Source organism: Ornithinicoccus sp., assembly GCF_057176825.1.
In genome coordinates this window covers 3,093,826-3,117,746 of the sequence record NZ_CM169976.1, presented here as the reverse complement: position 1 = coordinate 3,117,746, position 23,921 = coordinate 3,093,826, and the positions used below count along the sequence as shown (strand labels likewise).

The window sequence follows — 23,921 nt, the reverse complement described above, 5'->3', positions numbered from 1 at the left end:
CGCCTGATCCGGACACCGACGCAGTGCGTGTGCCGACTTCGGGCCGTTGCCACTTCGCAACTCCGGACATCTCGACGTCCCTCCCATCCGACGTTGCGCGGCATGATAGCGCGGCGCACGGACAGGGTGACCTGTCAAAGCGGGTGCCATAGCCCGCGTCTGACAGGTCACCCACCTAGGAGGCGTAGGGGAGCGGCGTCTACCCAGACGTCGCAGGGGCAGGCGGTGGAGTGGAGCGGCTCAGGCGCCGGGCTGGGCCACCAGGCCCGCGCCCTCGATTCCGGAGACGGCCGCGACCTCGTCGTTGTCGGAGGAGTCGCCGGTGATCCCGACGGCCCCGAGCAGGGCGCCCTCGGCGTCCTTGACCAGGACGCCGCCGGGGACGGGGACCAGGGAGCCGCCGACGGCGTTGGTCACCGCGGCGATGAAGTAGGGCTGCTGCTCGGCCCGCTCCATCAGCGCCCGCGAGCCCAGCCCGAGGGACAGCGCGCCGTGCGCCTTGCCGAAGGCGATCTCGAAGCGCTTGTTCGACGCGCCGTCCTCACGCTCGACGGCGACGACGTGCCCGCCGGCGTCGAGCACGACGACGGTCAGCGGCTTCAGGCCGGACTCCCGGCCCGCGGCGCGGGCGCCGGCGATGATGGTGCGGGCGGCGTCCAGGTTCAGACTCATGCGTTGCTCCCAGCGATCTCGGCCTTCTTGGCGGCGCGGCGGCGGTGCAGGATCGGCTCGGTGTAGCCGGCCGGCTGCGTGGTGCCCTCCATGATCAGGTCGCGGGCGGCGTTGAACGCCTGCCCGTCGAAGGAGGGGGCCATCGGGGTGTAGGTCGCGTCGCCGGCGTTCTGCTCGTCGACGATCGCGGCCACCCGGCGCAGGCTCTCCTCGACCTGCTCGGTGCTGACCACCTCGTGCTTGATCCAGTTCGCCAGGTGCTGGGAGGAGATCCGGCACGTGGCGCGGTCCTCCATCAGCGCGGTCCCGCCCAAGTCGGGGACCTTCGAGCAGCCCACGCCCTGGTCGACCCAGCGGACGACATACCCGAGGACGCCCTGGACGTTGTTGTCGACCTCGTCCTGCTTCTCCTGGTCGGACCAGTCGACGCGACGCGGCGACCGGGATGGTGAGCAGGTCGGCGAGCGAGGACCGGTTGCCGCCGAGCAGCTCGTCCTGACGCGGCCTTGACGTCCACCTGGTGGTAGTGCAGCGCGTGCAGCGTCGCGGCGGTGGGGGAGGGCACCCAGGCGGTGTTGGCGCCGGCCTCGGGGTGGTTCGACTTCTGCTCGAGCATCTCGCGCATGTTGTCCGGTGCCGCCCACATGCCCTTGCCGATCTGGGCGCGGCCCTGCAGCCCGGTGGCGAGGCCGATGTCGACGTTGCGGTTCTCGTAGGCCTGGATCCAGGACTCGGACTTCATGTCGCCCTTGCGGATCATCGGGCCGGCCTCCATCGAGGTGTGCATCTCGTCGCCGGTGCGGTCCAGGAAGCCGGTGTTGATGAACGCCAGGCGGTCGCTGGCGGCCTTGATGCAGGCCTTGAGGTTGGCGGAGGTGCGGCGCTCCTCGTCCATGATGCCGACCTTGATGGTCAGCGCCGGCAGCCCGAGGGCGTCCTCGACCCGGCGGAAGATCTCACAGGTCAGCGCCACCTCGTCGGGCCCGTGCATCTTGGGCTTCACGACATACATCGAGCCGGTGCGGGTGTTGTTGCGCTCGGTGTTGCCGCGCAGGTCGTGGGCGCTGCCGAGCGCGGTCATGAACGCGTCGAGCAGCCCCTCGCTGATCTCGTTGCCGTCGGCGTCGAGCACCGCGTCGGTGGTCATCAGGTGGCCCACCTGGCGGATGAACAGCAGCGAGCGGCCGTGCAGCGTGACCTCGTCGCCGGCGAGGGTGGTGGCGGTGCGGTCGGCGTTCATGGTGCGGGTGAAACTGGACCCGCCCTTGCTGACCTCCTCCTGGAGCGTGCCGCGCATCAGGCCGAGCCAGTTGTGGTAGCCGAGCACCTTGTCCTCGGCGTCCACGGCCGCGACGGAGTCCTCCAGGTCCATGATCGTGGAGACGGCGGCCTCCAGGACGATGTCCTTGACGCCGGCCTTGTCGGTGGAGCCGATGGTGTCGCTTGGGTCGACCTGGATCTCGGCGTGCAGCTCGTGGTGCACCAGCACGACGGCCTCCGGCGCGGCCTTGTCGCCGCGGTAGCCGACGAACTGGGCGGGGTCGGCCAGCCGGACGGTCTCCTCGCCGAGCGTGACGGCCAGGCCCGCGTCGTCGATGCCGTATGCCGTGGCGTCCGCGTGCGAGCCCGTCGCCAGCGGGAAGTACTGGTCGAGGAACTCACGGCCGCGGCGGATCACCTCGTCACCGCGGGTCGGGTTGTAGGAGGAGCCCTTCTCCTTGCCGCCGTCCTCGTCGATGACGTCGGTGCCGTAGAGCGCGTCGTAGAGCGAGCCCCAACGCGCGTTGGCCGCGTTGATCGCGAACCGGGCGTTCAGCAGCGGCACCACCAGCTGGGGGCCGCACTGGGTGCTGACCTCCTCGTCCACGTTCTCAGTGGTGATGGAGAAGTCCTCGGGCTGCTCGACGAGGTAGCCGATGGACCGCAGGAACTCCTCGTAGGGGGCGGGGTCGACGGGGCCCGGGTTGTCCCGGTGGTAGGCGTCGATCGTCTGCTGCAGCTCCTCGCGCTTGGCCAGCAGTTCCTTGATCCGCGGCGACAGGTCGGTGACGGCCGACTCCAGGCCCGCCCAGAACTGTTCAGCGTCGACGCCGGAGCCAGGCAGGGCCTCCTCGGTAACGAACGTATGCAGGGTTTCGGCGACCTGGAGGGATCCAACCGTGACGCGTGCGGTCATCGCTCAACACTCCTCTGATAGTTCCACGATGCGGTACGTACATTCTGCTGTATGGCCAACGAAAGATCCAATCCGCGACGGCCCGGTGCCGCTGGTCAGTGACCGACCGTGAACCTCTGGCGCGGGTGGGCGCCGGACTCGATCTCGTCGACGTAGGCCAGTGCCAGGTCCGTGCCGGAGATCTCGGACGAGCCGTCCTCCTGAGTAACGAGCACATCCCCACCGGTGCGGTAGGCGCCGGTGGTCTCACCGGGGGCGTACGAGCCGTAGAGGGCGGCGGGGCTGACGTAGAACCAGTCGAGTTCCTCGGGTGCCTGGCGCACTGCCTCGAGCACGTCGGCGTGGGCCAGTGCCTCGGCCTTCCAGTCGTCGTGGAACTCGGGGGTGTCCACCAGCCTCGGCCCGCCCTCGGCCACCAGGCTGCTTCCGGCCCCGCCCACGAAGGAGAGCCGGGCGCCGTGCCTGACCGAGGAGTCGACCAGGTGCGGGACGTGCTCCACCAGGTTGGGGCCGTCGGGGTCCACCCCGTGGACGGCGACGACGAGTTGGTCCGCCGCGGCGGCGGCCTCCTCCACGGTCGCCGGGTCGGCCAGCGATCCGGTGCGGTAGTCCACACCGTCGAGGGGCCGGTCGGCCGCGCTGCGGGTGTAGGAGATCACCTCGTGCCCCCGCTTGACTGACTCGGCGGCGATGTTGCCGCCCGAGTACCCGGTTCCTCCGAAGATGACGATGCGTGCCATGGGTGAGCTCCTGTTCGGTCTGCAAAGGTGATACAGATTTCAACCGGAGTTCGTCGTCGACTATTTCCTCCGCTATGGGTGGAGCGCCCGCAGCCAGTCCACGAGGGGACGCACTTGGCCCCAGTCGGCCCGGACCCGGTCGACGAGGGCGGGGGAGCTGACGACGTCGAGCTCGTTGCACCAGCGCATGACCGCCAGGCTGCGGTGTCGCAGCAGCTCGATCCGCGCGTGATCCCGCGGGTAGCCGCGTGGCGCGGTCTTGAGCTGGTCACCCGCGACCTCCCACCCCGCCGCACGGAGGTCCTGCACGATGCGGGTGAGCGCCGCGCCCGTTCTGTCCTCGTGCACCGCCTTCCGGTATGCCGTGAGCGTGCCACTGTCCATCCGGTAGCACCCGCCTCCGAGCCGGAACCCCTCCGCCGACACCTCGGCATACCAGCCCGTCGCCGGGGCGACCTGGACGTAACCGCCCTGGTGCGTCTTGTACGGACTCTTGTCCGCGGAGAACCGCACGTCGCGGTGGGGGCGGAACGCCTTGCCCTCCCCGAACTCCTCGGCCAGCTCGGCAAGCAACGCCTCCATCGGCTCGCGGACCTCGCGCCGGTAGGTGTCCTGGTGGCTCGCCCAGAACTCCTTGCTGTTGTCGAGCTCGAGCTGGGCGTAGAAGTCGGGGGCGGTCTCGGGGAAGCCGGTGAACATGCCCCCATCGTGCCGCCTACGGGTGTCTGGCCAGGAAGTCGGTCAGCAGGCTCGCCACCGCTCCTGCGTGTGTGGTGGCCAGCGAGTGACCGGCCCCCGGTATGACGTGGTGCTCGCACGTGGGGAACAACGCGCGTACCCACGCGTGCACCTGGGTGAACCACGACCCGCTGTCAGTGCCGCCGACGTACAGCAGGGGTGCGCTGACCGGTCCAGCCCGGGTGGAGTCGAACCGCCAGGTCAGCAGGGCGGGGACATCGGAGGCGAAGAAGGTGGCGGCGTCTCGCTCGACCTGCGCCACGTGGTCCGCGTCGGCGGACGTGCGTTCGGCCACCCAACTCGGCGTGCCGAGCATGCGGGTGAACTCCTCCAGAGCCGCCGTAACTCCCTGCTCGGCGAAGGTACGGACCAGGTGAGCGTTCGCGGCGCGGAACTCCGCCCCCGCGGCGACGTCGGTTGGCGGTGGTTCCAGGACCGTCAGGGTCCGGACTGCTCGCGCCATACCCGCGGCGTCGCAGGTCGATCATGCGATAGGTGTCGCGAACTCCTGGTTGCTCGGCGAGGGGCACCAGCGCGTCGGGGTCGAGCGCGGTCTGGATCAGCAGCAGGGGCGCACCCTTGCCGTGCACGCGGACCTCCAGGTCGGCGTCGCCGACGGGGAGGAGCTGGGACTCCCGCACCTGCCCAGGCTACGCCCGGAGGTGCCGGGACAGGGGCATCTCGCACGAGGCGGAGGGCGGGTCCGCATACGCTAGGGGCATGACCTCGACTCCCGGCGGACCCCGCCACGATGGCCGACTTCCCGACCAGTTGCGCGAGATCACGATCACCCGAGGATGGCTGGACCACGCCGAAGGCAGCGTGCTGGTCGAGTTCGGCCGCACCCGGGTGCTGTGTGCGGCCTCCTTCAGCCCGGGAGTGCCGCGCTGGCGCAAGGGCAGCGGGCTGGGCTGGACCACGGCGGAGTACGCGATGCTCCCGCGTTCCACCCACACCCGCAGCGACCGCGAATCGGTGAAGGGCCGACTCGGCGGGCGGACCCACGAGATCTCCCGGCTGATCGGGCGCAGCCTGCGCGCGGTCGTCGACCTGTCCGCGCTGGGCGAAAACACCATCCAGCTGGACTGCGACGTGCTGCAGGCTGATGGCGGGACCCGCACGGCCGCGATCACCGGCGCCTATGTCGCGCTCGTCGACGCCATCGAGACGGGGCGTGCCAAGGGCCTGATCCCCAGCGGCGCCGAGCCGATCACCGGCTCCGTCGCCGCAGTGAGCGTCGGCATCGTCAAGGGCGAGCCGGTGCTCGACCTGGACTACGTCGAGGACGTGGACGCCGACACCGACATGAACGTCGTGATGACCGGCGACGGACGGTTCGTCGAGGTGCAGGGGACCGCCGAGGGTGAGGCCTTCGACCGCGACCTGCTGGACACCCTCCTGGACCTGGCCACCGAGGGGTGCTCGGAGCTCACCGCCCGCCAGGCCGCAGCCCTGGGGGCCGACGACATGGGTGGCTCGGACGCCCACGAGTCCGGCGCCTCGGACGACCTGTGACCGGGCCGGTGGGTGGGGGTCCTGCATCCGTATGCAGTGCCCCGGTTGGCGGGGCAGGGCATAGTCGCCTGGTCCTGGCCACCCGGAACGCCCACAAGGTCGGCGAGCTGCGGGACATCCTGGCGGGGGTGCTCGAGCGGCTCGGTATCGACCTGGTGGGTGTCGAGGAGTACCCGGACGTCGAGGATGTCGTCGAGTCGGGGGTGACCTTTGCGGCCAACGCGCTGCTCAAGGCTCGTGCGGTCGCCGACGCGACCGGTCTGCCGGCGCTCGCCGACGACTCGGGCCTGGCCGTGGATGTCCTGGGTGGCAGCCCTGGCGTGTTCAGCGCCCGCTGGGCCGGCCCGGCCGCCCGGGACGCGGTCGACGGTGCGGCCAAGGACCGGGCCAACAACGAACTGCTGCTGGCCCAGGTCTCCGACGTGCCCGACGAGCACCGCGGTGCTGGCTTCGTGTGCGCGGCGGCACTGGTCCTTCCCGACGGCACGGAGGTCGTCCGCAAGGGGGCGGTCCGGGGAGTGCTGGGCCGGACGCCGCGCGGCGACGGCGGGTTCGGCTACGACCCGCTGCTGGTGCTGCCCGACGGTCGCACGCTGGCCGAGCACTCGCCGGAGGAGAAGCACGCGATCTCGCACCGGGGCACCGCGTTCCGGGCGCTCGAGGCCGATATCGAGGCACTGCTCGGGGGTTCGTGACCTCAGAGGCCCCCCGTTCGGTGGGAGTTGCAGTGATATCTGTAACTGCCTACGGTGATATCTGTAGAGATGAGGGCGACCGGGAGGTGCGAGGCGCATGAGTCCGACGGTGATCACCGGTGACCGGCTCATGACGGGGACCCGCTCGGCGGGCATGGCCCGAGGAGTCCTGGAGTCCTTGCGCGGCCCGGAGGGCAGCCTGGCGGTTCAGCGGGACGGGCGGACCGAGGAGATTCCGCCGGAGCTGGGTCGCATCCTGCAGTACGTCCTGGACGTCATGGCGGACGGTGGCAGCCTGACGATCTCGGCCATCCCGGACGAACTCACCACCACCTCCGCCGCAGCGCTGCTGGACATCTCGCGTCCCACGTTGATGGGTCTGATCCGCGACGGCCAGATCCCCGCCCACAAGGTCGGCTCCCACCATCGCCTCATGGCCGAGGACGTCCTCGCGTTGCGCGAGGCGCGGCTCGGCGGCCCAGCGGGTTAGGCGCTGCGCCGCTCGGCCGTCTGGCGGCCCAGGCCGACCGCGATCTCGAAGGCCCGCTCGGTGGGGCCCATCAGCGCCTTGTTCTGCCCGACGATCTCGTATGCCGTGCCGTGGGCCGGGGTGGCGATGGGCACCGGCAGGCCCCCCTGGACGGTGACGCCCTGGTCGAAGCCCATGAGCTTCATCGCGATCTGTCCCTGGTCGTGATACATCGTCACGACACCGTCGAAGTCGCCTGCCTTGGCGCGGAGGAAGACCGTGTCGCACGGGAACGGGCCACTGGCCTCGATGCCGTCGACCTCCCGGGCCAGCTCCACGCCGGGGGCGATGTGGTCGATCTCCTCGCGGCCGAACTGTCCGTTCTCGCCGGCGTGCGGGTTGAGTGCCGCCACGGCGATCCGCGGGGTCTCGACCCCGGTGCCCTTGATGACCTCGTTCAGCAGGATGGTCGCGTCGCGCACGCCGCGGGCACTGATGTTCCGGGCGACCTCGGAGTGCGGGATGTGCGAGGTCACCCGGGCCGTGGTGAGGCCGGGGGCGAAGTTCAGCTCGCTGGTGAAGCCGTCGAAGTCCAGCTTCTTGGCGAACCAGCGCAGTTCGTCCTCCTCGTGCATCCCCGCGTCGTGGAGGGCCGACTTGTTGAGGGGGAGGAACATGATCGAGTCGACCGTCCCCTCCTCGAACATCCCCAGGGCCTGCTCCAGGTCGCTGATCACGCGTCGGCCCGCGGCCACCGACACCTGCTTAGTCGGCACCTCGACGTCCTGGAGCTGCGAGCCGACCAGGTGGACATGGCCGACGCCGGGCTGGTCGCCGACCGGGACCGTGACGCCCGCGGCGTCGGCTGCCCGCTGCAGCTCCTCCGCAGAGACGAGGGCCGAGATCTGGGCCTGCTCCAGCGTCGAGGGGTTGGCGAGCAGCCGCACGGCGAGCTCGGGGCCGATGCCGGAGAAGTCGCCGAAGATCATGGCGATCCGGGGTGCGTGGGTGGTGGTCATGGAATCCTCCTGGGTGGGGGTGGGCTGGGGTCAGGTGGTGTGGGCTTGGGTCAGGCGGTGGGGAGAGCGGTTTGCACGAGCTCGACGCCGAGGGCGGTCACGCGCTCGGCGTCGGTGGGGTCCAGTCCGTCGTCGGTGATGATCTGGTCGAGGTCGCGCAGCGGTGCCACCCGGTGGCGGGCGAAGCTGCCGAACTTGGCGCTGTCCGCGAGGAGCACGTTCTCGTTGGCGGTGGCCATGGCGGCGCGCTTGGGGTCGACCTTGGCCTCGACGGGGGTGGTGATGCCGTGCTTGGCATCCCACGAACTGCACGACAGGAAGGCGAGGTCGAGGGAGAGCTCGGCCAGGGCCTGGGCGGCCAACCGCCCCACGGTCGAGTGGTTGGCCCGGTCGACCCGGCCGCCCACCATGATGAGGTCGACCCCGGGATGGTCCAGGAGCGCCATGGCCGTGCTGAGGTCGTTGGTGACGACGGTGAGGTCCCGCCGGTCCACCAGGAGGGGGGCGAGCGCGGAGATCGTGGTGCCCGCGTCCAGGTAGATGGCCGTCGAGTCCTCGACCAGCTCGGCAGCCGCCTGCGCGATGGCCGACTTGGCGCTCGGTATTGACCGCGGCCTTGTCCCGGCGCGGTGGCTCGGTGCCCATGCTGTGGGTCGCGGCGACGCCGCCCTGGGTGAGGCGGACCCGGCCGTGCTCGGCCAGGGACGCGGCGTCCCGCCGCACCGTCATGTGGCTGACACCGAGGGTGCCGGCGAGCTGGTGGTAGCTGAGGACGGGCTCGTGGTGCAGCAGCTCGAGGATCTGACGCTGCCGCTGCTCGGGGATGACTTGTGCGCTGCCCATGGGATGCCTGCCTATCGCGCGCGGTCCGGGGTCCAGGGGCTGTCCCAGGTCGCAGTCAGGTCGGCGACCTGCTCGTCAGACAGCATCCGGCGGTCGGCGGTCGCCGTGAGCAGGGCGATGCGACAGGCCTCCTCGACCTCGACGTACCGCTCCATCGCCTCGGCCAGGTCCGCCCCCGCCACGACCGGGCCGTGGTTGGCCAGGAGCGCCGCGCGGAACGGGCCCGGTGCCGCCTCGATATCCTGCCCGAGGGCGGGGTCCCCCGGCCGGCGGTAGGGCAGCAGCGGGGTCTGCCCCACCCGCATCACGAAGTAGGGCGTCAGCGGCGGGATCGCGCTGTGCTCGGCCCAGGGAGCCGTGCAGGAGAAGGCGGCGGCCCAGGGAGAGTGCAGGTGGATCACCGCGCGGAACCGGGCATCCCGACGGTAGAGGCCGAGGTGCAGCGGCGTCTCCTTGGACGGTTTCGCCCCCTCGAGGTGCTCACCGTCGAGGGACACCACGGCGATGTCGGCCTCGGTCAACCTGCCGAGCTGGGTGCCGGTCCCCGAGAGCAGCACCCGGTCGCCGTCCCGCACCGAGACGTTGCCGGAGGATCCGGGGCTCAGCCCGGCCTCCACCACCTCGCGCCCGGTCCGGATCAGGTCGGCCAGCAGGGTCATCAGAGGGCTCCCCACGCCGTCGTGAACAGGTCCTCGGCGCCGAAGTTGCCGCTCTTGAGCGCCAGCGCCACCGGTCGGCCGGACGACTCGGCGAGCGACCAGCACACGCCGGGCGCGATCTCCGGGCCGATGAGCAGGGTCGTGGCACCCAGCGCCCCGACGACCGCGCCGCTGGTCTCCCCACCGGCCACCACGAGGGCTGCGCTCGTGCCCTCCTGCACCAGGAGACGCGCGGTGAGGGACAGCACGGTCTCGACGACCTCGGCCGGATCGAATCCGACTGCTGTCGGGTCCAGCACCTCGTCGCGGCTGCGCGCGGCGCACACGACGGGTGCGGCTGCCTCATCCTGGGCCTGCACCCAGGCCACGACCTGGGCGGCGGCGGCCGAAGGGTCCTGCGCCGCCGCAGCGACGTCGAGGGTGAGCACCGGCTGCGTCTGCGCGGCGTGCGCGATCTGGTCCAGGCTGCGGGCGGAGACGCTACCGCACAGCACCACGCGCCGCCCCGGCGCCGGCGCCGACCAGGCCGCGTCTACCCCACCCGGGCCGCTGAACCCCAGCGCGAGTCCGGACCCGCCGGAGACCAGGACGTCGTCCGCCGTCGCCGCACCGATGGTCTGCAGGTCGCTGTCGTCGATCGCGTCGACCACGACGTAGGTCCCGTCCGCCGCATCGAGGGCGGCCCGCAACGCGTCGACCCCCTCCCGCACCTGGGCGTGCAGGACCTCACCGACGGACTCGGGTGTCTGCGGCTGCAGGAGATCGGCGATCCGGGAGGCGGTCATCGGGGTCAACGGATGGTGCCGCATGGGGGAGTGCTCCAGCAGCTCGGCGCCCACGAACAGGTGGCCCTGGTAGACGGTGCGGCCGTTGGCGGGCAGTGCCGGCACCACCACGCACCGGGGGGCGCCGACCGCCTCGCGGACCGTGTCCAGCGTGGGGCCGATGTTGCCGCGTGGGGTCGAGTCGAAGGTGGAGCAGTACTTCACGTAGAACCGGTCCGCACCGAGGCCGCGCAACCGATCGACGGCCCCTCGGGTTTGGCCCACCGCTGCCTCGATGGGGGCGGTGCGCGACTTCAGGGCCACGACGATGGCATCGAGGTCGCGGGTGTCGAGGTGGTGGGCATCCAGGTCTGCGTCCCCCACGACGACGGCGACCCGGTGCCCCGACCTGCGCAGCATGGTGGCGAGGTCCGTCGCTCCCGTGAAGTCGTCCGCGATCGCTCCCAGCACTGCCGTCTCCTCGGTCGTCGTCGTTGGCTTCCGTGCCTGCAGTGTGCCCGGTGTGAATATCCGTGACAAGTCTTGACAGGAGTAGATCCTATAGGAAAGATGACGAGCGCATCCAGACGCAACGCCCGACGGGCCGACGCCACGACGAAGTGAGGGAAATCTTGGTCCTGCTTCCCACCCCCGACCGGGACCGGGCTCCGATCCGGCTCGCCCTGACCGGGGCGAACGGCCAGTACGGCCGCACCCTCATGGCCCAGCTCTCGGCCACCCCCGAGATCCTCCCCTCCGTCCTGGTGGACCCCGACGTCGATGGCGTGCGGGCGATGCTGGCCGACCTCGGCTTCGGCGCAGACCGGCTGGAGGTCGCAGACACCGCAGCGCAGGCCACCGAGGTCGTGGCGGACGGCCGGACCGCGCTGGTCCGGGACCAGGGTGCGGTCCCCTGGGGCGAGTTCGACGTCCTGGTCGAGGCGTCCGGGAAGGTGGGGCCAGGATGTGCCTACGCCGCCGCAACGATCGACCACGGCGCGCACGTGGTCATGGTCAGCAAGGAGGTGGACACGGTCGCGGGGCCGGGGCTGTTCGCCCGCGCCGCCGCCGCCGGGGTCAGCTACCTGCCGGGCGACGGCGACCAGCCGGCCAACCTGCTCAGACTGCTGGCCTGGGTCAGCGCCGTCGGCCTGGACATCGTGGCCGTGGGCAAGGCGGGGGAGTACGAGCTGTTCTTCGACCCCGAGGCCGGGACGATCACCCAGGCCGAGGAGACCATCGAGGCACCCGGGTTCGCGGACCTGCTGACCCTCGGGGACGACGTCGCAGCCTCCATCGCCGCACGGGCAGAGCAGGTGGCCGCGCTCAAGCGCGCCGCCGCAGCCGACTCGTGCGAGATGACGGTGGTGGCCCAGCGCACCGGCCTGCAGGCGGACACCGAGGCCCTGCACTACCCAGTCGTGCGGATCGACGAGCTTGGCCGACGTCTACGCCCTGCGCGAGCACGGCGGACTGCTCGGCGCCGAGGGCGTCGTCGAGGTCTGCACCTCGCTGCGGCTGCCCGGCGAGGCCAGCTTCGCCGGCGGCGTCTTCGCCGTCGTCCGCACCGGCGACCCCGTCACCTGGGAGTTGATGCGCCAGAAGGGGCACGTGATCAGCAAGGACGGGCGGTATGCCTGCATCTACTGGCCGTACCACTACATGGGAGTCGAGACGCCGCTGACCGTGCACGCTGCCATGGACCGTGTCCGGACCCCTGCCCCGCGGCCGACCGTGTTGTTGGCCGGCCGGGCGGTCCAGGACCTGCCGGCCGGCACGGAGCTCCAGGTGGCCGGGCACTATCACGAGATCGAGGGCGTGACCACGGCCATCGTGCCGACCGCCCCGGGCATCCTCCCGTTCTACCTGCTGGACCGGACGCGCCTGGCCCGCGACGTGCCCGCTGGCACCCTGCTCACCCCCGACGACGTCGCGGGAGTCGACCAGACCGCATACGACCTCTTCGCCGAGGGCCTGCGCCAGTGACCGGCTGACGAGGCGGACTCGCTCACCTACTACTTATCCGTCGCACACTCACCGTGGAGCGCAGGTTCCGCTACCACGGGAGGCACCAAGCAGGGTGCCGGTAGCTTCCGGCTCCCCAAGGGGACCTGGCGGCGGTTGCTGCCCACGTGGGCCAGCGGCACCGGCATCGGCTACGCCATCGGCGTGCTGCCCGGCACCGGCGGCGAGGTCGCCTCGTTCGTGTCCTACAACGAGTCGCGACGCTGGGCCAAGGACCGGGCCTCCTTCGGCAAGGGCAACCCCGTCGGGCTGTGCGCCGCCGAGACCGCGCACAACGCGGCGGTGCCGGGGACGCTGGCGCCCACCCTGACACTGGGGATCCCGGGCAACTCCGTGGCCGCCATCATGATCGGCGCCCTCACGGTGCACGGCCTGCGGCCCGGGCCCTCGCTGTTCGAGGGCGAGGTGGAGCTCGTCTACGGGATCCTGTGGGGATTCATCCTGGTGGCGGTCCTCCTGCTCGTCGTCGGACTGCTCGGCATCCGCGTCTGGAGCCAGGTGCTGCGCATTCCCGCCGGACTGCTCTGGCCCGGGATCATCACCATCTGTGTCATCGGGGCCTACTCGATCCGCAACTCCCTGTTCGACGTGGTCGTCATGGTCGGGGCTGGCCTGCTGGGCTATGCCTTCGACCGCAACGGGGTCCCCACGACACCCTTGGTGATCGGGCTGCTGGTCGGGCCGATCGCGGAGACCGGATTCCGGCGGGCCACGATCCTGGCCGAAGGAAGCTACACCTGGCTGCTCGAGCCCGTGACGCTCACCCTGGGACTGTTGTCCGTGCTCTCGATCGTGGTGTCGGTGCTGCGCTCCCGGAAGCTGGCCAAGGAGCGCAAGCTCACGCCGTCGGACCAGGTCGGGAGCGCCCGTGACTAGGTACGCCGGCCCGATTATCGATGCGCACCAGCACTTCTGGGAGCCCGAGCTCGGTCGACAGCCGTGGCTGCGCCCCGGGGCGCGCATCGACTTCCGGTACGGGTCCTACGAGGAGATCAAACGCCGCTACCTGCCGCCCGACCTGCTCCACGACGCCGCGGGCCTGAACGTGGTGGGAACGGTCTACATGGAGACCGAGTGGGAGATGGACGACCCGGTCGGCGAGATGGCGTATGTCGAGGGCCTTGTCGAGCGGTATGGCCTGCCGAACGCGGCCGTCGCGCACGCCGTGCTCCGTGATCCGGGTGTCGAGGGCACCCTGGAGCAACTGGCGGCCAGACCCCTGGTCCGGTCGATCCGCAACAAGCCCGGCCAGGCCGCCTCGCCCGCGGCGGCCGCCAGCTCGCCGACGCTGCTGATGGACGACCAGTGGCGGCGGGGCTACGCGCTGCTCTCCCGCCTCGGGCTGCACTTCGACCTGCAGGTCGCCTGGTGGCACCTGTCCGAGGCCTGTGACCTTGCGCGGACCTACCCCGATCACGTGATCATCGTGAATCACGGCGGTCTGCCGGCGGACCGGAGCGAGGAGATGATGCGGGGCTGGGAGGACAGCGTGCGACAGGTGGCCCAACACCCAAACGTGCTGATGAAGGTCTCCGGCATTGGGCAGCCGGGGCTCGACTGGACGGTCGCCCGGAACCGGCGCATCGTCGAGACCCTGGGCGATGCCTTCGGGGCCGACCGGATCATGTTCGCCTCCAACTTCCCGGTCGACTCGCTGTGCGGGACGTATGGGGAGATCATGGGCGGATTCCTGGAGATCTCGCAGGAGTGGAGCGCCACCGAGCAGTTCCAGGCGTTCGCCGGGACGGCGACCAGGACCTACCGACTCGACCCGAAATTTCCTATAGGATCCGAAGGGCATGGTCCTTCGACCCAGAGCAGTGACGGAGTGAGCCAGTGACACGACTGTTCAACGAGCCAGACGCCTTCGCGGCGGAGATGGTGGAGGGTTTCGCCGCGGCGGCGGGCCGGTGGGTGCGCCAGGTGCCCGGCGGGGTGGTGCGGTCGACCGCGTCACAGGAGCCGACCGTGGCCCTGGTGATCGGCGGTGGCTCGGGCCACTACCCGGCGTTCGCGGGGCTCGTCGGCCCGGGGTTGGCCCACGGTGCCGTGATGGGCAACCTGTTCGCCTCCCCGTCCGCCCAACAGGCGTATGCCGTGGCGCAGGCCGCCGACCAGGGCCGGGGCGTCCTGTTCTCCTACGGCAACTACGCGGGCGACGTGCTCAACTTCGACCAGGCGCAGGAGCGGCTCCGGGCCGACGGCGTCGACGTGCGGACCGTGACGGTGACCGACGACATCTTCAGCGCCCCGCCGGAGTCCCGCCACGAGCGGCGGGGCATCGCCGGCGACCTCGTCGTGTTCAAGGTCGCGGGCGCTGCCGCCGAGGAGGGTGCCTCGCTCGATGAGGTGGAGCGGCTGGCCACGCTCGCCAACGACCGCACCCGCAGCATGGGGGTCGCCTTCTCCGGCTGCACCTTCCCGGGCGCCGACGCGCCCCTCTTCGAGGTCGCCGAGGGGCGGATGGCGGTCGGCCTGGGGATCCACGGTGAGCCGGGCCTGGAGGAGACGGACATGCCGACGGCCGACGGGCTGGCCGAGCTGTTCGTCGAGCAGCTGCTCGGCGAGGTGCCCGACGGCGCGTCGATCGAGGGGGGCAGGGTCGTCCCGATCCTCAACGGCCTCGGGACTGTGAAGTACGAGGAGCTCTTCGTCGTCTACCGCTCCGTGCACACCAGGTTGGAGGCGGCCGGCCTCACCGTGGTGGACCCGGACGTGGGGGAGTTCTGCACCAGCTTCGACATGGCCGGCTGCTCCCTGACCCTGCTCTGGCTGGACGACGAGCTGGAGCGGCTGTGGCAGGCACCGACCGACACCCCGGCATACCGGCGTGGTCAGGTCAGCGCCCAGGGCGCCGCACCGGCGCCGCGGGACGGTGCTGCCGCGACCGCTGCCCCCCAGGAGGAGCCTGAGGTCCCACCCGCGGGCAAGGGGTCGCTGGCCGTCGTGCCGGCAGTCGCCGGCGCGCTGACGGCGGTGGCCGCCACGCTCGACGCGGCGGCCGCCCGGCTCGGCGAGCTCGACCAGGTCGCGGGCGACGGCGACCACGGACTGGGGATGCAGCGCGGCAGTCGCGCAGCGGCGCAGGCGGGCGGACAGGCGGCCGAGCAGGGAGCCGGAGCCGGCACCGTCCTGGTGCGCGCCGGCGATGCCTGGGCCGACGCCGGCGGTGGCACGTCCGGCGCCATCTGGGGGGTCATCCTCCGCACCATCGGGGAGACCCTCGGCGACGACAGCGCCCCCGACGCCGCCCGCGTGGGTGAGGCCGTCACCCGTGCCAGCGAGGGCGTGCGCGCCTTCGGCAAGGCCGAGCCCGGCGACAAGACCCTGGTCGATGCCCTCGTGCCGCTCGCCGACACGCTGCAGCGCGAGGTCGACAACGGCCAGGACCTCGTGGCGGCGGCCACGGCGGCCACCGGGGCGGCGGAGGACGCGGCCGCCGGCACCGCTGACCTCACGGCCCGCAAGGGGAGGTCCCGCAGCCACGGGGACAAGAGTCTGGGGACGCCCGATCCGGGTGCCGTGTCACTGGGCATGGTCGCCCGGGCGGTGCTCGACCGGTTGACCGGCCCGGCCGGGTCCCCACCGTCAACGGAACAGGAGCACCAGTCATGACGGAGAACGCCAGCACCGACCTGTTGCGAGTGGTCGTCGGGTCCGATGACGCCGGACTGACCTACAAGAACGCACTTCGGGAGGACCTGGGCGCGGACGACCGCGTCGGTGAGGTCATCGACGTCGGGGTCGATGCCCCGGGCGGGGCCTACTACCCCAGCGTGGCCATCGCCGCTGCCGAGAAGATCATCGCCGGCGAGGCCGATCGCGCCATCCTGATCTGTGGCACCGGCCTGGGCGTGGCGATCGCGGCCAACAAGGTCTCCGGCATCCGCGCCGTCACCGCCCACGACTCCTACAGCGTGGAGCGATCCATCCTGTCCAACGACTGCCAGGTCCTGTGCATGGGCCAGCGCGTGGTCGGCCTGGAGCTGGCGCGGCGGCTGGCGCGCGAGTGGTTGGGTTACCAGTTCGACCCTGCGAGCGCCTCGCAGGACAAGGTGGCAGAGATCGTGGCCTACGAGGCCAGATGACCGGTCCTCGCTTCCTCATCGGGGCCAGCCTCAAGACCTACTTCCCCCAACAGCGGGCCGTCACCTGGGCCGCTGACGTGGCGGCGATCTGTCGGTCCCACCCGGCGGTGACCAGGGGCCTGGTCCGCCCCTTCGTGCTGCCCACCCACCTCGCCGTGCCCGCCGTGCTCGCCGCCGCCGGTGAGGGGCCGCTGGTCGTCGGGGCCCAGGACGTCTCGGCCCACGACCCGGGCGCCCACACGGGCGAGGTGACCGCGGCGGAGCTCGCCGAGGTCGGCTGCACGATGGTCGCGGTCGGGCACGCGGAGCGACGCCGGGACCACGGGGAGACGGACGAGACGGTGGCGGACAAGGTCGCCCAGGCGCTGCGGCACGGACTCACGCCGCTGATCTGCGTGGGGGAGCAGGATGCGGGATCGCCCGAGGAGGCCGCGGCATACTGCCGTATGCAGACTCTCGCCGCACTGGGTCGCGCCGGCGCCGAAGGACTCTCCGGGGAGGTGGTCCTGGCCTACGAGCCGGTGTGGGCCATCGGCGCGGAGTCCCCGGCCTCCGATGAGCACATCCGCACCGTCTGCCGGGGCCTGCGGGAGGTGCTGCGCCAGCCAGGGTCCACCGGGGGACAGGACCTGGCGGACGTGGTCACCATTGGCCGGGTGGTCTACGGCGGCAGCGCCGGACCGGGGCTGCTGTCCCGGGTTGCCCCGGACGTCGACGGGTTGTTCCTCGGCCGGAGGGCCCACGACCCCGCTGCGGTGCATGATGTGTTGGACGAGGCGGTGCTGGCCGCGACCGGAGGGGATGCTGATGAGTGAGGGCACGGGGAGCAGCCGAGGACGTCGCGTGCCCATCGCGCGGCGCGGCCTCCGGGACGAGGTCTACGACCGGATCCTGGACCTCCTGCTCCGGGGCGAGGTCGAGGCCGGTGGACGGCTGTCCATCGACACCCTGGCACGGGACCTGGCCGTCTCCCCGACTCCGGTGCGGGAGGCGCTCGTCCAGCTGGAGCGCACCGGCCTGGTCACGCGGGAGGCGCTGCGGGGCTACCGCGTCGCGCCACCGCTGGAGGCGGAGCAGCTCGCGGAGCTATTCGAGGCCCGCGTGATGCTCGAGACGACCGCCACCACCATGGCGATGCGTCGGTCCGGGACCCTGAGTGACCTGGTAGCCCGGCTCGACTCCGCGCATGACGCGCACGAGGCGGCGGCGCAGCGCCTGCTGGAGACGATCACCGAGAGCGGCCCGGATGTCACCGCGGCGCACGAGTACTTCACCCGCGACTATGAGTTCCACGCGGTCTTCTTCGAGTTCGCCGGGAACCGCTACCTGGAGATGATGTCGACCTCCCTCGGCGCCCTGACGCACCGCCTGCGACAGGCAGTCCTCACCGCGGACACCGATGTCCACGAGGCGATCCGTGAACACCAGGCCATCCGGGACGCCGCCCGCACGGGGGACGGTGAGGAGACGAGCGAGGCCATGCGACGGCACATCCAGCAGGTGTCCGCCCGCTCGGTCGCGGCCGCCACCACTTCAGCCACCAAGGAGTCCTGATGCCCGAGAACACGATCCCTCCGGGGCCGATCGCCGTCTGCATGCACGGGATCGCCACCACGACGGAGGACGGCACGCCGCTCCAGGAGGCGGGGGTCGAGGCGTGGGACGACATCTTCGCCGAGGTGCGGGCCCTCGGGTTCGGTGCCCTGGAGCTGGCCGACAGCCACCTGCGGCCCGGTGACCTCGACCCCGGCCTGCGCCGCGAGATCGCCGCTGCCGCCGCAACCCGGGGGCTGACGATTGTCGCGCTGCACGTCGCCCGGCGCAGCGTGGTCGAGCCCGGCCGCGAGGAGGAGAACCTCGCCTACGCGCACCGGTCCATCGACGCTGCGGCCGAGATGGGGATCGGCATCTTCTCGACCGGCCTGCACCAGCCGTTCACCCCGGCGCAGCGGGAGGCGCTCTGGTTCTGGCTCGAGCCGGGTGGGAGCGACCCGGATGACCCGGACGTGTGGGCGGCAGCCGTGCGCCGGCTGCGGGAGCTGGGGGAGCACGCCGGGTCCCTCGGTCTGACCACGGCCCTGGAGATGTATGAGGACACCTACCTGGGCAGCGCGGAGTCCTCGCTGCGGCTGCTGGCCGACATCGACGTGCCCAGCGTCGGGCTCAACCCGGACGTCGGCAACCTGGTGCGGCTGCACCGGCCGATGGTGGACTGGGCGCAGGAGTACGCCCTGATGCTGCCGCACACCACCTATTGGCACCTGAAGAACTACACCCGTGACGAGGGCCCCGACGGCATGGTCACCACGGCGCCCACCACCCTGGAGCTGGGCATCATCAACTACCGGTCCGTCCTGCGGACGGCGCTGCGTGCGGGCTACCAGGGCCCGCTACTCATGGAGCAGTACGGCGGCGACAGCCTCGGGGTGTGCGCGACCAACCGCGACTACGTCCAGGGCTTGCTCGACGTCTACGGCCCGGCGGCCAGCCGCTAGCAGCGCTGCTGACGCACTCGTACCCGGTGTGTCTGACTGGTAGCCGCTCTGACGGCGGGCACGAGTCGGCCAGACCGGGCACTAGTGGTCGTCAGCGCCCGGCCCACTCCGGCTTGCGCTTCTCGGCGAAGGCCTGCACGGCGCCCGCGAAGTCCTCGCTGCCATAGACCCGGTCCACGATGTCGTGGTCGTCCCTGGTGCCGGAGGCCAGTCGCCGGACGACCTCCTTGGTGGCCCACATGGTCAGCGGGGCGTGGCCGGCCAGCTTGGTGGTCAGCTTCTCCAGCGCCGCGTCGAGGTCGTCGGCAACGGTGGTCACGAAGCCGCTGGCGTGCGCCTCCTGCGCCTCCATGAAGCGAGCGGTGAGCAGGAGGTCCACGACGCGGGAGCGGCCCAGCAGCTGTGACAGCACGTCGATCGTGTCCAGCGACAGGCAGTTGCCCAGGGTGCGGGCGATCGGCACCCCGAACGTGGCTTCGGGGGTGCACAGGCGGATGTCGGCGGCACACGCCAGCCCGAGTCCGCCACCGATGCAGAAGCCCTCGATCGCCGCGACGACCGGGACGTCGACGGCCGCGAGCCGGGTCAGCACGGCGGTGATCTGCTGCTCGTACTCGACGCCGCGCGGACCGTCGAAGGTGCTGAACTGGGCGATGTCCGTCCCGGCCACGAAGGCACTGCCGCCGGCGCCGCGCAGCACCATCACCCGGACCGAGTCGTCGGCGTCGGCCCGCTCGCAGGCCTCCACCAGTCCCTCGTACATCCCCCAGGTCATCGCGTTGCGCTGGGCCGGCCGGTTGAAGGTCACGTGCAGGACGGGGCCTGCCTGGTCGACCAGTAGTTCGTCCATCTCATGCTCCTCTGTGTCGGGTGGGGGTGGTCAGGCGCCGGCGTCGGTCGCGGGCGCCACCTCGTCCAGCTCGTCCTCGGTCAGGCCCGCCTCGGCCAGCACCCGGCGGGTGTCGGCGCCCAGCGACGGGCCGGCACTCCCGCGGACCGTCTGCGTGCGGGAGAAGCGCATGGGGGAGCCGATCTGCTCGATGGTGCCCGCCGTCGGGTGCTCGCTCTCCCAGAAGAAGTTCCGCGCGTTCAGGTGGTCATCGGTGAAGACCTGCCCGTAGTCGCTGATCGGCGCGCAAGGGACGCCTGCGCCGTTGAGCAGCTCGACGATCTCCTCGGTGCTCAACTGCTGGGTCTTCTCCTCGATCGTGGCGATGAGGGTGTCCCGGTTCTGCACGCGCTCCCAGGACCCCGAGTAGCGGGGGTCCTCCAGCAGGTGCTCCAGGCCCAGGGCGGCGCAGAACGCCTGCCAGTTCCGCGGGGTGTTGGCCCCGATGGTGACGTACCCGTCCCGGGACAGCACCGCCTGGTAGGGCGCCTGGTTCTGGTGGGCCGACCCGTTGGGCCCACCCACGCTGCCGTCGACGAAGTAGGCCCCGGCCTCCCATACGGCATACGACACCCCGCTCTCCAGCAGCGAGACGTCGATGTATTGGCCACGCCCCGAGCGGCTGCGCTCGTGCAGGGCCGAGGTAATGGACAGCGCCGTGTAGAGACCGGCGGTGAGGTCGCAGATCGGCACGCCGACCTTGGCCGGTGGCATCCCGGGGTGGCCGGTGATGCTCATCAGCCCGCTGCGGGCCTGCGCCATGATGTCGAGCCCGGCCAGCTCGCTCAGCGGCCCGTCCTGGCCCCATCCGGAGGCGGAGGCATAGATCAGCCGGGGGTTGCTGGCCACGAGATCCTCATAGCCCAGGCCGAGCCGCTTCAGGGCGCCCGGACGGAGGTTCTCCACGAGCACGTCGGCCGTCTCCGCGAGCCGGAGGAAGGCCGCCTTGCCCGCCGCGGACTTCAGGTCCAGCGCGATGGACTCCTTGTTGCGGTTCAGGCGCAGGAAGGGGGAGCTCTCGCCCTCGATGTGCGGCCCGGTGGCGCGGGTCTGGTCGCCGGACCCGGGGTTCTCGATCTTCAGGACCCGGGCGCCGAGGTCGGCCAGCTGCATCGTGGCGAAGGGCCCGGCCATGAAGACACCCACCTCAAGCACCGTGATCCCGGCGAGTGGTGCGGCTGCGTTGTCGTCCACTGTGTGCTCCTACGTTTCCGGGGCCGGCGGGGTGTTGCCCGTTGCGCCCCTGTGTGACGTGGGTTACTCTTCTCGGCACACTGTATACGAAACAGGATATTGGCCACCAGAGACGAGGAAGTCTGTGCGACGAACGGGCGTGGGAGCAGCCATCGTGGCTCCGCCGTCCCTGGCTGACCTGGCCCGGGCGCAGTTGGAGCGCGCCATCCTGTCCGGTGACTACCTCCCGGGGGAGCGTCTGGTCGAGGAGCGGCTCTGCGACGAGCTGGGGGTTTCCCGTCCCCCCGTTCGCGAGGCCCTCAAGAGCCTGGAGGTGGCCGGCCTCGTGGAGCGCCTGCCCCGGCGCGGCGTCCGGGTCACGCCGCTGACCCAGCACGACGTCTACGAGATCGTCACGCTCCGCGGCAACCTGGAGCGGATGGCGATCGACCTCGCCGGCCGCGACCTGCAGCCGGAGCGGCTGGCCCGGTGCCGCGCCCGGATCCTGGACATGGAGGCCATCGTCCCGACGGACGACGAGGGGGCCATGGCGCTCGCGGGCTTTGAGTTCCACATCGCCGTGGTCGGCCTCGCCGGGCACCGGCGGATGGAGGACACCTACCGCGCGATGGCGATGCAGCTCCAGCTGTGCATGGCGATGAACAACAAGGCCCGGCGCACCCTCGAGGACCTCGAGGGCAACGTCGAGCGGCACCGTCGTCTGCTCCACGTCATCGAGACCGGCACCCGCGACGAGGTGTTCACCGAGATGGAGCAGCACGGCCACCAGACCTTCCTCCTCGAGGTCGTCAATCGCCTCGAGGGCGCCACCCCTGAGTCCCAGCGCTGGCTGGAATCCCTGAAGAAGGACGTCACGGGCGAGTAGGTCTCGCCAGGACACACCACTCCACCGACTATCAAAGGAGATAGCAATGCAGTTCCACCCCAAGTCCACGAGCCGGGCCACCCTCGCCGCACTCGCCGGCTCGGCGCTGGTGCTCACCGCCTGCGGCAACGAGAACGCCGGTGGTGGCGATGGTGACGGTGGCGGCTTCGAGCCCCGCGGCACCGTCCAGATGATCGTGCCCTTCGCCGCCGGGGGTGGCAGTGACCTCGCCGGTCGCGCCACCGCGGCCGGCTTCGAGGAGGCCTCCGGGGCGACCATCTCGGTCTCCAACATCGAGGGTGGCTCGGGTGCCGTCGGCTACTCCAACTTCCTCGGGGAGAACGGCAACCCCCAGGTGCTGCTGGCCACCGAGACCGCGCTCATCGCGCTGCCGATCACCCAGGACGTCGAGTTCAGCTACGAGGACTTCACGCCGATCATGATGCTGGGGCAGGACTACACCCTCATCGTGGTCGACGACGACTCCGAGCTGCAGACCTGCACGGATCTGGTCGAGAAGGCCCAGTCGGAGCGCACCGTCGTCGCCATCTCCGGTGCGACGGGTCTGGACAACCTGGTCTTCACCCTGATGGAGGACGAGACCGGCGCGACCTTCGACCGGGTGCCCTTCGAGTCCGGTGCCGAGCTGCTCACCGCCCTCCTGGGCGGCCAGGTCGAGGCGATCTCGACCAACCCGGGTGAGGTGGCCGGCCAGATCGAGTCCGGTGACGTGCGTCCGCTCTGCGCCGCCGCCGAGGAGCGCTACGAGTACGACCTCCTGGCGGACCTGGAGACCGCCGAGGAGCAGGGCATCCCCGGCATCGCGGTCGCCCAGTTCCGCGGCGTGCTGGCTCCCGGTGGCATCACCGACGAGGAGCGGGACTACTGGATCGGGGTCGGCCAGGAGTTCGCCGAGAGCGAGGCCTACGACACCTACATCGAGGACAACATGCTCCAGCCGAACGCGGCCTACGGCGACGACTTCACCGCCGTCCTCGCGGAGGACCACGAGCGTCTCGAGCCCATCCTCTCGGAGCAGTGAGATGACGGCGGACGTGCAGCGTCACCACCCGCCCCCGGCTGGCGATGACCTTCGGGGACCCCTCGGGGATCGGCCCGGAGCTCGTCGCCCGACTGCTGGCCGACCCGGCCAACAGGGACGCCGCCGACATCAGTGTGCTGGCCGACCCTGCCGAGCTCGCTGCGGTCGTCGCCGAGGCCGGCGTCGAGGTCCCCGTCGCCCCGGAGCCGGGCGACGGGGCGGTGGCTGCCATCGGCAGCCGACACGCCGGGACGGTCCCGCGCGGGGAGGTCAGCCTCGCCGGCGGCCAGCGCGCGCTCGGGGACCTCGGTGACGCGCTGGACCTGTATGCCGAGGGCCGGGTCGACGGCGTGATGTTCACCCCGCTCAACAAGTCGGCCCTCCACCTGGCGGGCATGCACGAGGAGGACGAACTCCGCTGGGCAGCCAAGCGGATCGGCTTCGAGGGCGTGACGTCCGAGCTCAACTTCATCCCCGGTCTCACCACCGCGCGGGTCACCTCGCACATCGGGCTGAAGGACGTGGCCGCCGGCATCACGGCGCACAGCGTCGCCGAGATGATCCGGCTGCTGCACCGGGTCGTCGTGGGCTCCGGCATCGCCAACCCCCGGCTCGGGGTGTGTGCGCTGAATCCGCACAACGGCGAGCACGGCAGGTTCGGCCGCGAGGAGATCGAGCACATCAGCCCGGCCGTGGCGCTGACCCAGACCGAGGGGATCGACGTGCGGGGTCCGTTCCCGTGCGACACGATCTTCATCCGGGCGCGGGACGGCGAGTTCGACGGCGTTGTCACGATGTATCACGACCAGGGCCAGATCGCGATGAAGATGATGGGATTCGACCGCGGGGTCACCGTGATGGGCGGGCTGCCCGTCCCGGTGGCGACCCCCGCCCACGGCACCGCGCACGAGATCGTCGGCAAGGGCGTGGCCAACCTCGGCCCGACCCAGCACGCCTTCGACATCGCGGTGAGCCTGGCGACCCAGAACCTCACCCGACGTGAGTCGGCTCGTGCCTGAGCACGGCCCTGCCC

General features: G+C 71.1%; 24 protein-coding genes and 4 pseudogenes. 15 read left to right on the top strand and 13 right to left on the bottom strand.

The features are described 5' to 3' along the window. Positions 1-240 precede the first annotated feature (240 nt). From AC1QRC_RS15550 to AC1QRC_RS15525, 6 genes and pseudogenes are all read right to left on the bottom strand, one after another. Positions 241-672: a GlcG/HbpS family heme-binding protein gene (locus AC1QRC_RS15550; RefSeq protein ID WP_484204168.1), complete on the bottom strand. Its 432-nt coding sequence runs from the start codon at positions 670-672 to the stop codon at positions 241-243. After that, on the bottom strand, positions 669-1,316 hold the full coding sequence (locus AC1QRC_RS15545; protein ID WP_484204167.1) for a hypothetical protein: 648 nt from the start codon (positions 1,314-1,316) through the stop codon (positions 669-671). Before AC1QRC_RS15545 ends, AC1QRC_RS15550 begins: the two co-directional genes overlap by 4 nt. Next, positions 1,223-2,848 (bottom strand): annotated as a pseudogene (locus tag AC1QRC_RS15540) (malate synthase G); the annotation flags it as partial. The pseudogene AC1QRC_RS15540 and the gene AC1QRC_RS15545, both read right to left, overlap by 94 nt. 95 nt (positions 2,849-2,943) lie before the next feature. Then, positions 2,944-3,588, bottom strand: a complete 645-nt coding sequence (locus AC1QRC_RS15535; protein WP_484204166.1) for an NAD(P)-dependent oxidoreductase — start codon at positions 3,586-3,588, stop codon at positions 2,944-2,946. 72 nt (positions 3,589-3,660) lie between these two features. Next, positions 3,661-4,287: a DUF2461 domain-containing protein gene (locus tag AC1QRC_RS15530; RefSeq protein ID WP_484204165.1), complete on the bottom strand. Its 627-nt coding sequence runs from the start codon at positions 4,285-4,287 to the stop codon at positions 3,661-3,663. A gap of 16 nt (positions 4,288-4,303) precedes the next feature. After that, positions 4,304-4,789 carry an alpha/beta fold hydrolase gene (locus AC1QRC_RS15525; protein ID WP_484204164.1) on the bottom strand — a complete coding sequence of 162 codons (486 nt, stop codon included), beginning with the start codon at positions 4,787-4,789 and terminating at the stop codon, positions 4,304-4,306. Between the two features lie 257 nt (positions 4,790-5,046). Between AC1QRC_RS15525 and rph the strand changes: the two genes are divergently transcribed. The 3 genes from rph (at position 5,047) to AC1QRC_RS15510 (ending at position 7,026) form a co-directional block, all read left to right on the top strand. After that, positions 5,047-5,841 (top strand): ribonuclease PH, encoded by a 795-nt coding sequence (gene rph, locus AC1QRC_RS15520; RefSeq protein ID WP_484204163.1) that lies wholly within the window; start codon positions 5,047-5,049, stop codon positions 5,839-5,841. 8 nt (positions 5,842-5,849) lie between these two features. After that, complete coding sequence (locus tag AC1QRC_RS15515; protein WP_484206664.1) at positions 5,850-6,536, top strand: non-canonical purine NTP pyrophosphatase; 687 nt, start codon at positions 5,850-5,852, stop codon at positions 6,534-6,536. A gap of 97 nt (positions 6,537-6,633) precedes the next feature. Then, positions 6,634-7,026, top strand: a complete 393-nt coding sequence (locus tag AC1QRC_RS15510; protein WP_484204162.1) for a helix-turn-helix domain-containing protein — start codon at positions 6,634-6,636, stop codon at positions 7,024-7,026. Here the strand turns inward: AC1QRC_RS15510 and AC1QRC_RS15505 are convergent. From AC1QRC_RS15505 to otnK, 5 genes and pseudogenes are all read right to left on the bottom strand, one after another. Continuing rightward, positions 7,023-8,024: a 4-hydroxythreonine-4-phosphate dehydrogenase PdxA gene (locus AC1QRC_RS15505; RefSeq protein WP_484204161.1), complete on the bottom strand. Its 1,002-nt coding sequence runs from the start codon at positions 8,022-8,024 to the stop codon at positions 7,023-7,025. The genes AC1QRC_RS15510 and AC1QRC_RS15505 overlap by 4 nt on opposite strands. A 50-nt stretch (positions 8,025-8,074) precedes the next feature. Beyond that, positions 8,075-8,560: a DeoR/GlpR family DNA-binding transcription regulator gene (locus AC1QRC_RS15500; protein WP_484206663.1), complete on the bottom strand. Its 486-nt coding sequence runs from the start codon at positions 8,558-8,560 to the stop codon at positions 8,075-8,077. 169 nt (positions 8,561-8,729) lie between these two features. Beyond that, positions 8,730-8,867, bottom strand: a pseudogene (locus tag AC1QRC_RS15495) (DeoR family transcriptional regulator); the annotation flags it as partial. Positions 8,868-8,878: 11 nt separating this feature from the next. Continuing rightward, positions 8,879-9,526: a class II aldolase/adducin family protein gene (locus AC1QRC_RS15490; protein ID WP_484204160.1), complete on the bottom strand. Its 648-nt coding sequence runs from the start codon at positions 9,524-9,526 to the stop codon at positions 8,879-8,881. Continuing rightward, positions 9,526-10,761 carry a 3-oxo-tetronate kinase gene (otnK, locus tag AC1QRC_RS15485; protein WP_484204159.1) on the bottom strand — a complete coding sequence of 412 codons (1,236 nt, stop codon included), beginning with the start codon at positions 10,759-10,761 and terminating at the stop codon, positions 9,526-9,528. Before otnK ends, AC1QRC_RS15490 begins: the two co-directional genes overlap by 1 nt. A gap of 248 nt (positions 10,762-11,009) precedes the next feature. Between otnK and AC1QRC_RS15480 the strand changes: the two are divergent. The 9 genes and pseudogenes from AC1QRC_RS15480 to AC1QRC_RS15440 all read left to right on the top strand — a co-directional run. Continuing rightward, positions 11,010-11,705, top strand: a pseudogene (locus tag AC1QRC_RS15480) (homoserine dehydrogenase); the annotation flags it as partial. Positions 11,706-11,727: 22 nt separating this feature from the next. Next, positions 11,728-12,276: a hypothetical protein gene (locus tag AC1QRC_RS15475; RefSeq protein ID WP_484204158.1), complete on the top strand. Its 549-nt coding sequence runs from the start codon at positions 11,728-11,730 to the stop codon at positions 12,274-12,276. 114 nt (positions 12,277-12,390) lie between these two features. After that, positions 12,391-13,191, top strand: a pseudogene (locus AC1QRC_RS15470) (tripartite tricarboxylate transporter permease); the annotation flags it as partial. Beyond that, complete coding sequence (locus AC1QRC_RS15465) at positions 13,184-14,155, top strand: amidohydrolase family protein (protein ID WP_484204157.1); 972 nt, start codon at positions 13,184-13,186, stop codon at positions 14,153-14,155. The pseudogene AC1QRC_RS15470 and the gene AC1QRC_RS15465, both read left to right, overlap by 8 nt. Further along, positions 14,152-15,930, top strand: coding sequence for a dihydroxyacetone kinase family protein (locus tag AC1QRC_RS15460; protein ID WP_484204156.1), 1,779 nt, complete (start codon positions 14,152-14,154; stop codon positions 15,928-15,930). The genes AC1QRC_RS15465 and AC1QRC_RS15460 overlap by 4 nt, the downstream gene beginning before the upstream one ends. Then, entirely contained in the window at positions 15,927-16,403 is a 477-nt protein-coding gene (locus tag AC1QRC_RS15455; protein WP_484204155.1) for a ribose-5-phosphate isomerase, read from the top strand. The genes AC1QRC_RS15460 and AC1QRC_RS15455 overlap by 4 nt, the downstream gene beginning before the upstream one ends. Beyond that, the gene (locus tag AC1QRC_RS15450; RefSeq protein WP_484204154.1) at positions 16,400-17,218 is read left to right on the top strand and encodes a triose-phosphate isomerase family protein; all 819 of its coding nucleotides are present in this window, start codon (positions 16,400-16,402) and stop codon (positions 17,216-17,218) included. The genes AC1QRC_RS15455 and AC1QRC_RS15450 overlap by 4 nt, the downstream gene beginning before the upstream one ends. Then, positions 17,211-17,957: a GntR family transcriptional regulator gene (locus AC1QRC_RS15445; protein WP_484204153.1), complete on the top strand. Its 747-nt coding sequence runs from the start codon at positions 17,211-17,213 to the stop codon at positions 17,955-17,957. Before AC1QRC_RS15450 ends, AC1QRC_RS15445 begins: the two co-directional genes overlap by 8 nt. Then, positions 17,957-18,898 carry a sugar phosphate isomerase/epimerase family protein gene (locus AC1QRC_RS15440; RefSeq protein ID WP_484204152.1) on the top strand — a complete coding sequence of 314 codons (942 nt, stop codon included), beginning with the start codon at positions 17,957-17,959 and terminating at the stop codon, positions 18,896-18,898. The genes AC1QRC_RS15445 and AC1QRC_RS15440 overlap by 1 nt, the downstream gene beginning before the upstream one ends. 91 nt (positions 18,899-18,989) lie before the next feature. Here AC1QRC_RS15440 and AC1QRC_RS15435 read toward each other — a convergent pair whose 3' ends face one another. After that, positions 18,990-19,748 (bottom strand): enoyl-CoA hydratase, encoded by a 759-nt coding sequence (locus AC1QRC_RS15435; protein WP_484204151.1) that lies wholly within the window; start codon positions 19,746-19,748, stop codon positions 18,990-18,992. A gap of 30 nt (positions 19,749-19,778) precedes the next feature. Continuing rightward, complete coding sequence (locus AC1QRC_RS15430; protein ID WP_484204150.1) at positions 19,779-20,981, bottom strand: CaiB/BaiF CoA transferase family protein; 1,203 nt, start codon at positions 20,979-20,981, stop codon at positions 19,779-19,781. Between the two features lie 154 nt (positions 20,982-21,135). Between AC1QRC_RS15430 and AC1QRC_RS15425 the strand changes: the two genes are divergently transcribed. From AC1QRC_RS15425 to AC1QRC_RS15415, 3 genes are read left to right on the top strand one after another with little or no spacing between them, the layout of a single operon-like run. Next, entirely contained in the window at positions 21,136-21,846 is a 711-nt protein-coding gene (locus tag AC1QRC_RS15425; RefSeq protein WP_484204149.1) for a GntR family transcriptional regulator, read from the top strand. 46 nt (positions 21,847-21,892) lie between these two features. Further along, the gene (locus AC1QRC_RS15420) at positions 21,893-22,888 is read left to right on the top strand and encodes a tripartite tricarboxylate transporter substrate binding protein (protein WP_484204148.1); all 996 of its coding nucleotides are present in this window, start codon (positions 21,893-21,895) and stop codon (positions 22,886-22,888) included. A 44-nt stretch (positions 22,889-22,932) separates the two neighbouring features. After that, positions 22,933-23,907, top strand: a complete 975-nt coding sequence (locus AC1QRC_RS15415; protein ID WP_484204147.1) for a 4-hydroxythreonine-4-phosphate dehydrogenase PdxA — start codon at positions 22,933-22,935, stop codon at positions 23,905-23,907. Positions 23,908-23,921: the final 14 nt, after the last annotated feature.

What these genes read in the sequence shown, in the direction of transcription:
- AC1QRC_RS15440 (WP_484204152.1), top strand. Translation starts at nt 17,957, where the DNA reads ATGCCCGAGAACACGATCCCTCCGGGGCCGATCGCCGTCTGCATGCAC.
- rph (WP_484204163.1), top strand. Translation starts at nt 5,047, where the DNA reads ATGACCTCGACTCCCGGCGGACCCCGCCACGATGGCCGACTTCCCGAC.
- AC1QRC_RS15510 (WP_484204162.1), top strand. Translation starts at nt 6,634, where the DNA reads ATGAGTCCGACGGTGATCACCGGTGACCGGCTCATGACGGGGACCCGC.
- AC1QRC_RS15525 (WP_484204164.1), bottom strand. Translation starts at nt 4,789, where the DNA reads ATGGCGCGAGCAGTCCGGACCCTGACGGTCCTGGAACCACCGCCAACC.
- AC1QRC_RS15455 (WP_484204155.1), top strand. Translation starts at nt 15,927, where the DNA reads ATGACGGAGAACGCCAGCACCGACCTGTTGCGAGTGGTCGTCGGGTCC.
- AC1QRC_RS15415 (WP_484204147.1), top strand. Translation starts at nt 22,933, where the DNA reads ATGACCTTCGGGGACCCCTCGGGGATCGGCCCGGAGCTCGTCGCCCGA.
- AC1QRC_RS15490 (WP_484204160.1), bottom strand. Translation starts at nt 9,526, where the DNA reads ATGACCCTGCTGGCCGACCTGATCCGGACCGGGCGCGAGGTGGTGGAG.
- AC1QRC_RS15530 (WP_484204165.1), bottom strand. Translation starts at nt 4,287, where the DNA reads ATGTTCACCGGCTTCCCCGAGACCGCCCCCGACTTCTACGCCCAGCTC.
- AC1QRC_RS15450 (WP_484204154.1), top strand. Translation starts at nt 16,400, where the DNA reads ATGACCGGTCCTCGCTTCCTCATCGGGGCCAGCCTCAAGACCTACTTC.
- AC1QRC_RS15445 (WP_484204153.1), top strand. Translation starts at nt 17,211, where the DNA reads ATGAGTGAGGGCACGGGGAGCAGCCGAGGACGTCGCGTGCCCATCGCG.
- AC1QRC_RS15535 (WP_484204166.1), bottom strand. Translation starts at nt 3,588, where the DNA reads ATGGCACGCATCGTCATCTTCGGAGGAACCGGGTACTCGGGCGGCAAC.
- AC1QRC_RS15420 (WP_484204148.1), top strand. Translation starts at nt 21,893, where the DNA reads ATGCAGTTCCACCCCAAGTCCACGAGCCGGGCCACCCTCGCCGCACTC.
- AC1QRC_RS15435 (WP_484204151.1), bottom strand. Translation starts at nt 19,748, where the DNA reads ATGGACGAACTACTGGTCGACCAGGCAGGCCCCGTCCTGCACGTGACC.
- AC1QRC_RS15550 (WP_484204168.1), bottom strand. Translation starts at nt 672, where the DNA reads ATGAGTCTGAACCTGGACGCCGCCCGCACCATCATCGCCGGCGCCCGC.
- AC1QRC_RS15505 (WP_484204161.1), bottom strand. Translation starts at nt 8,024, where the DNA reads ATGACCACCACCCACGCACCCCGGATCGCCATGATCTTCGGCGACTTC.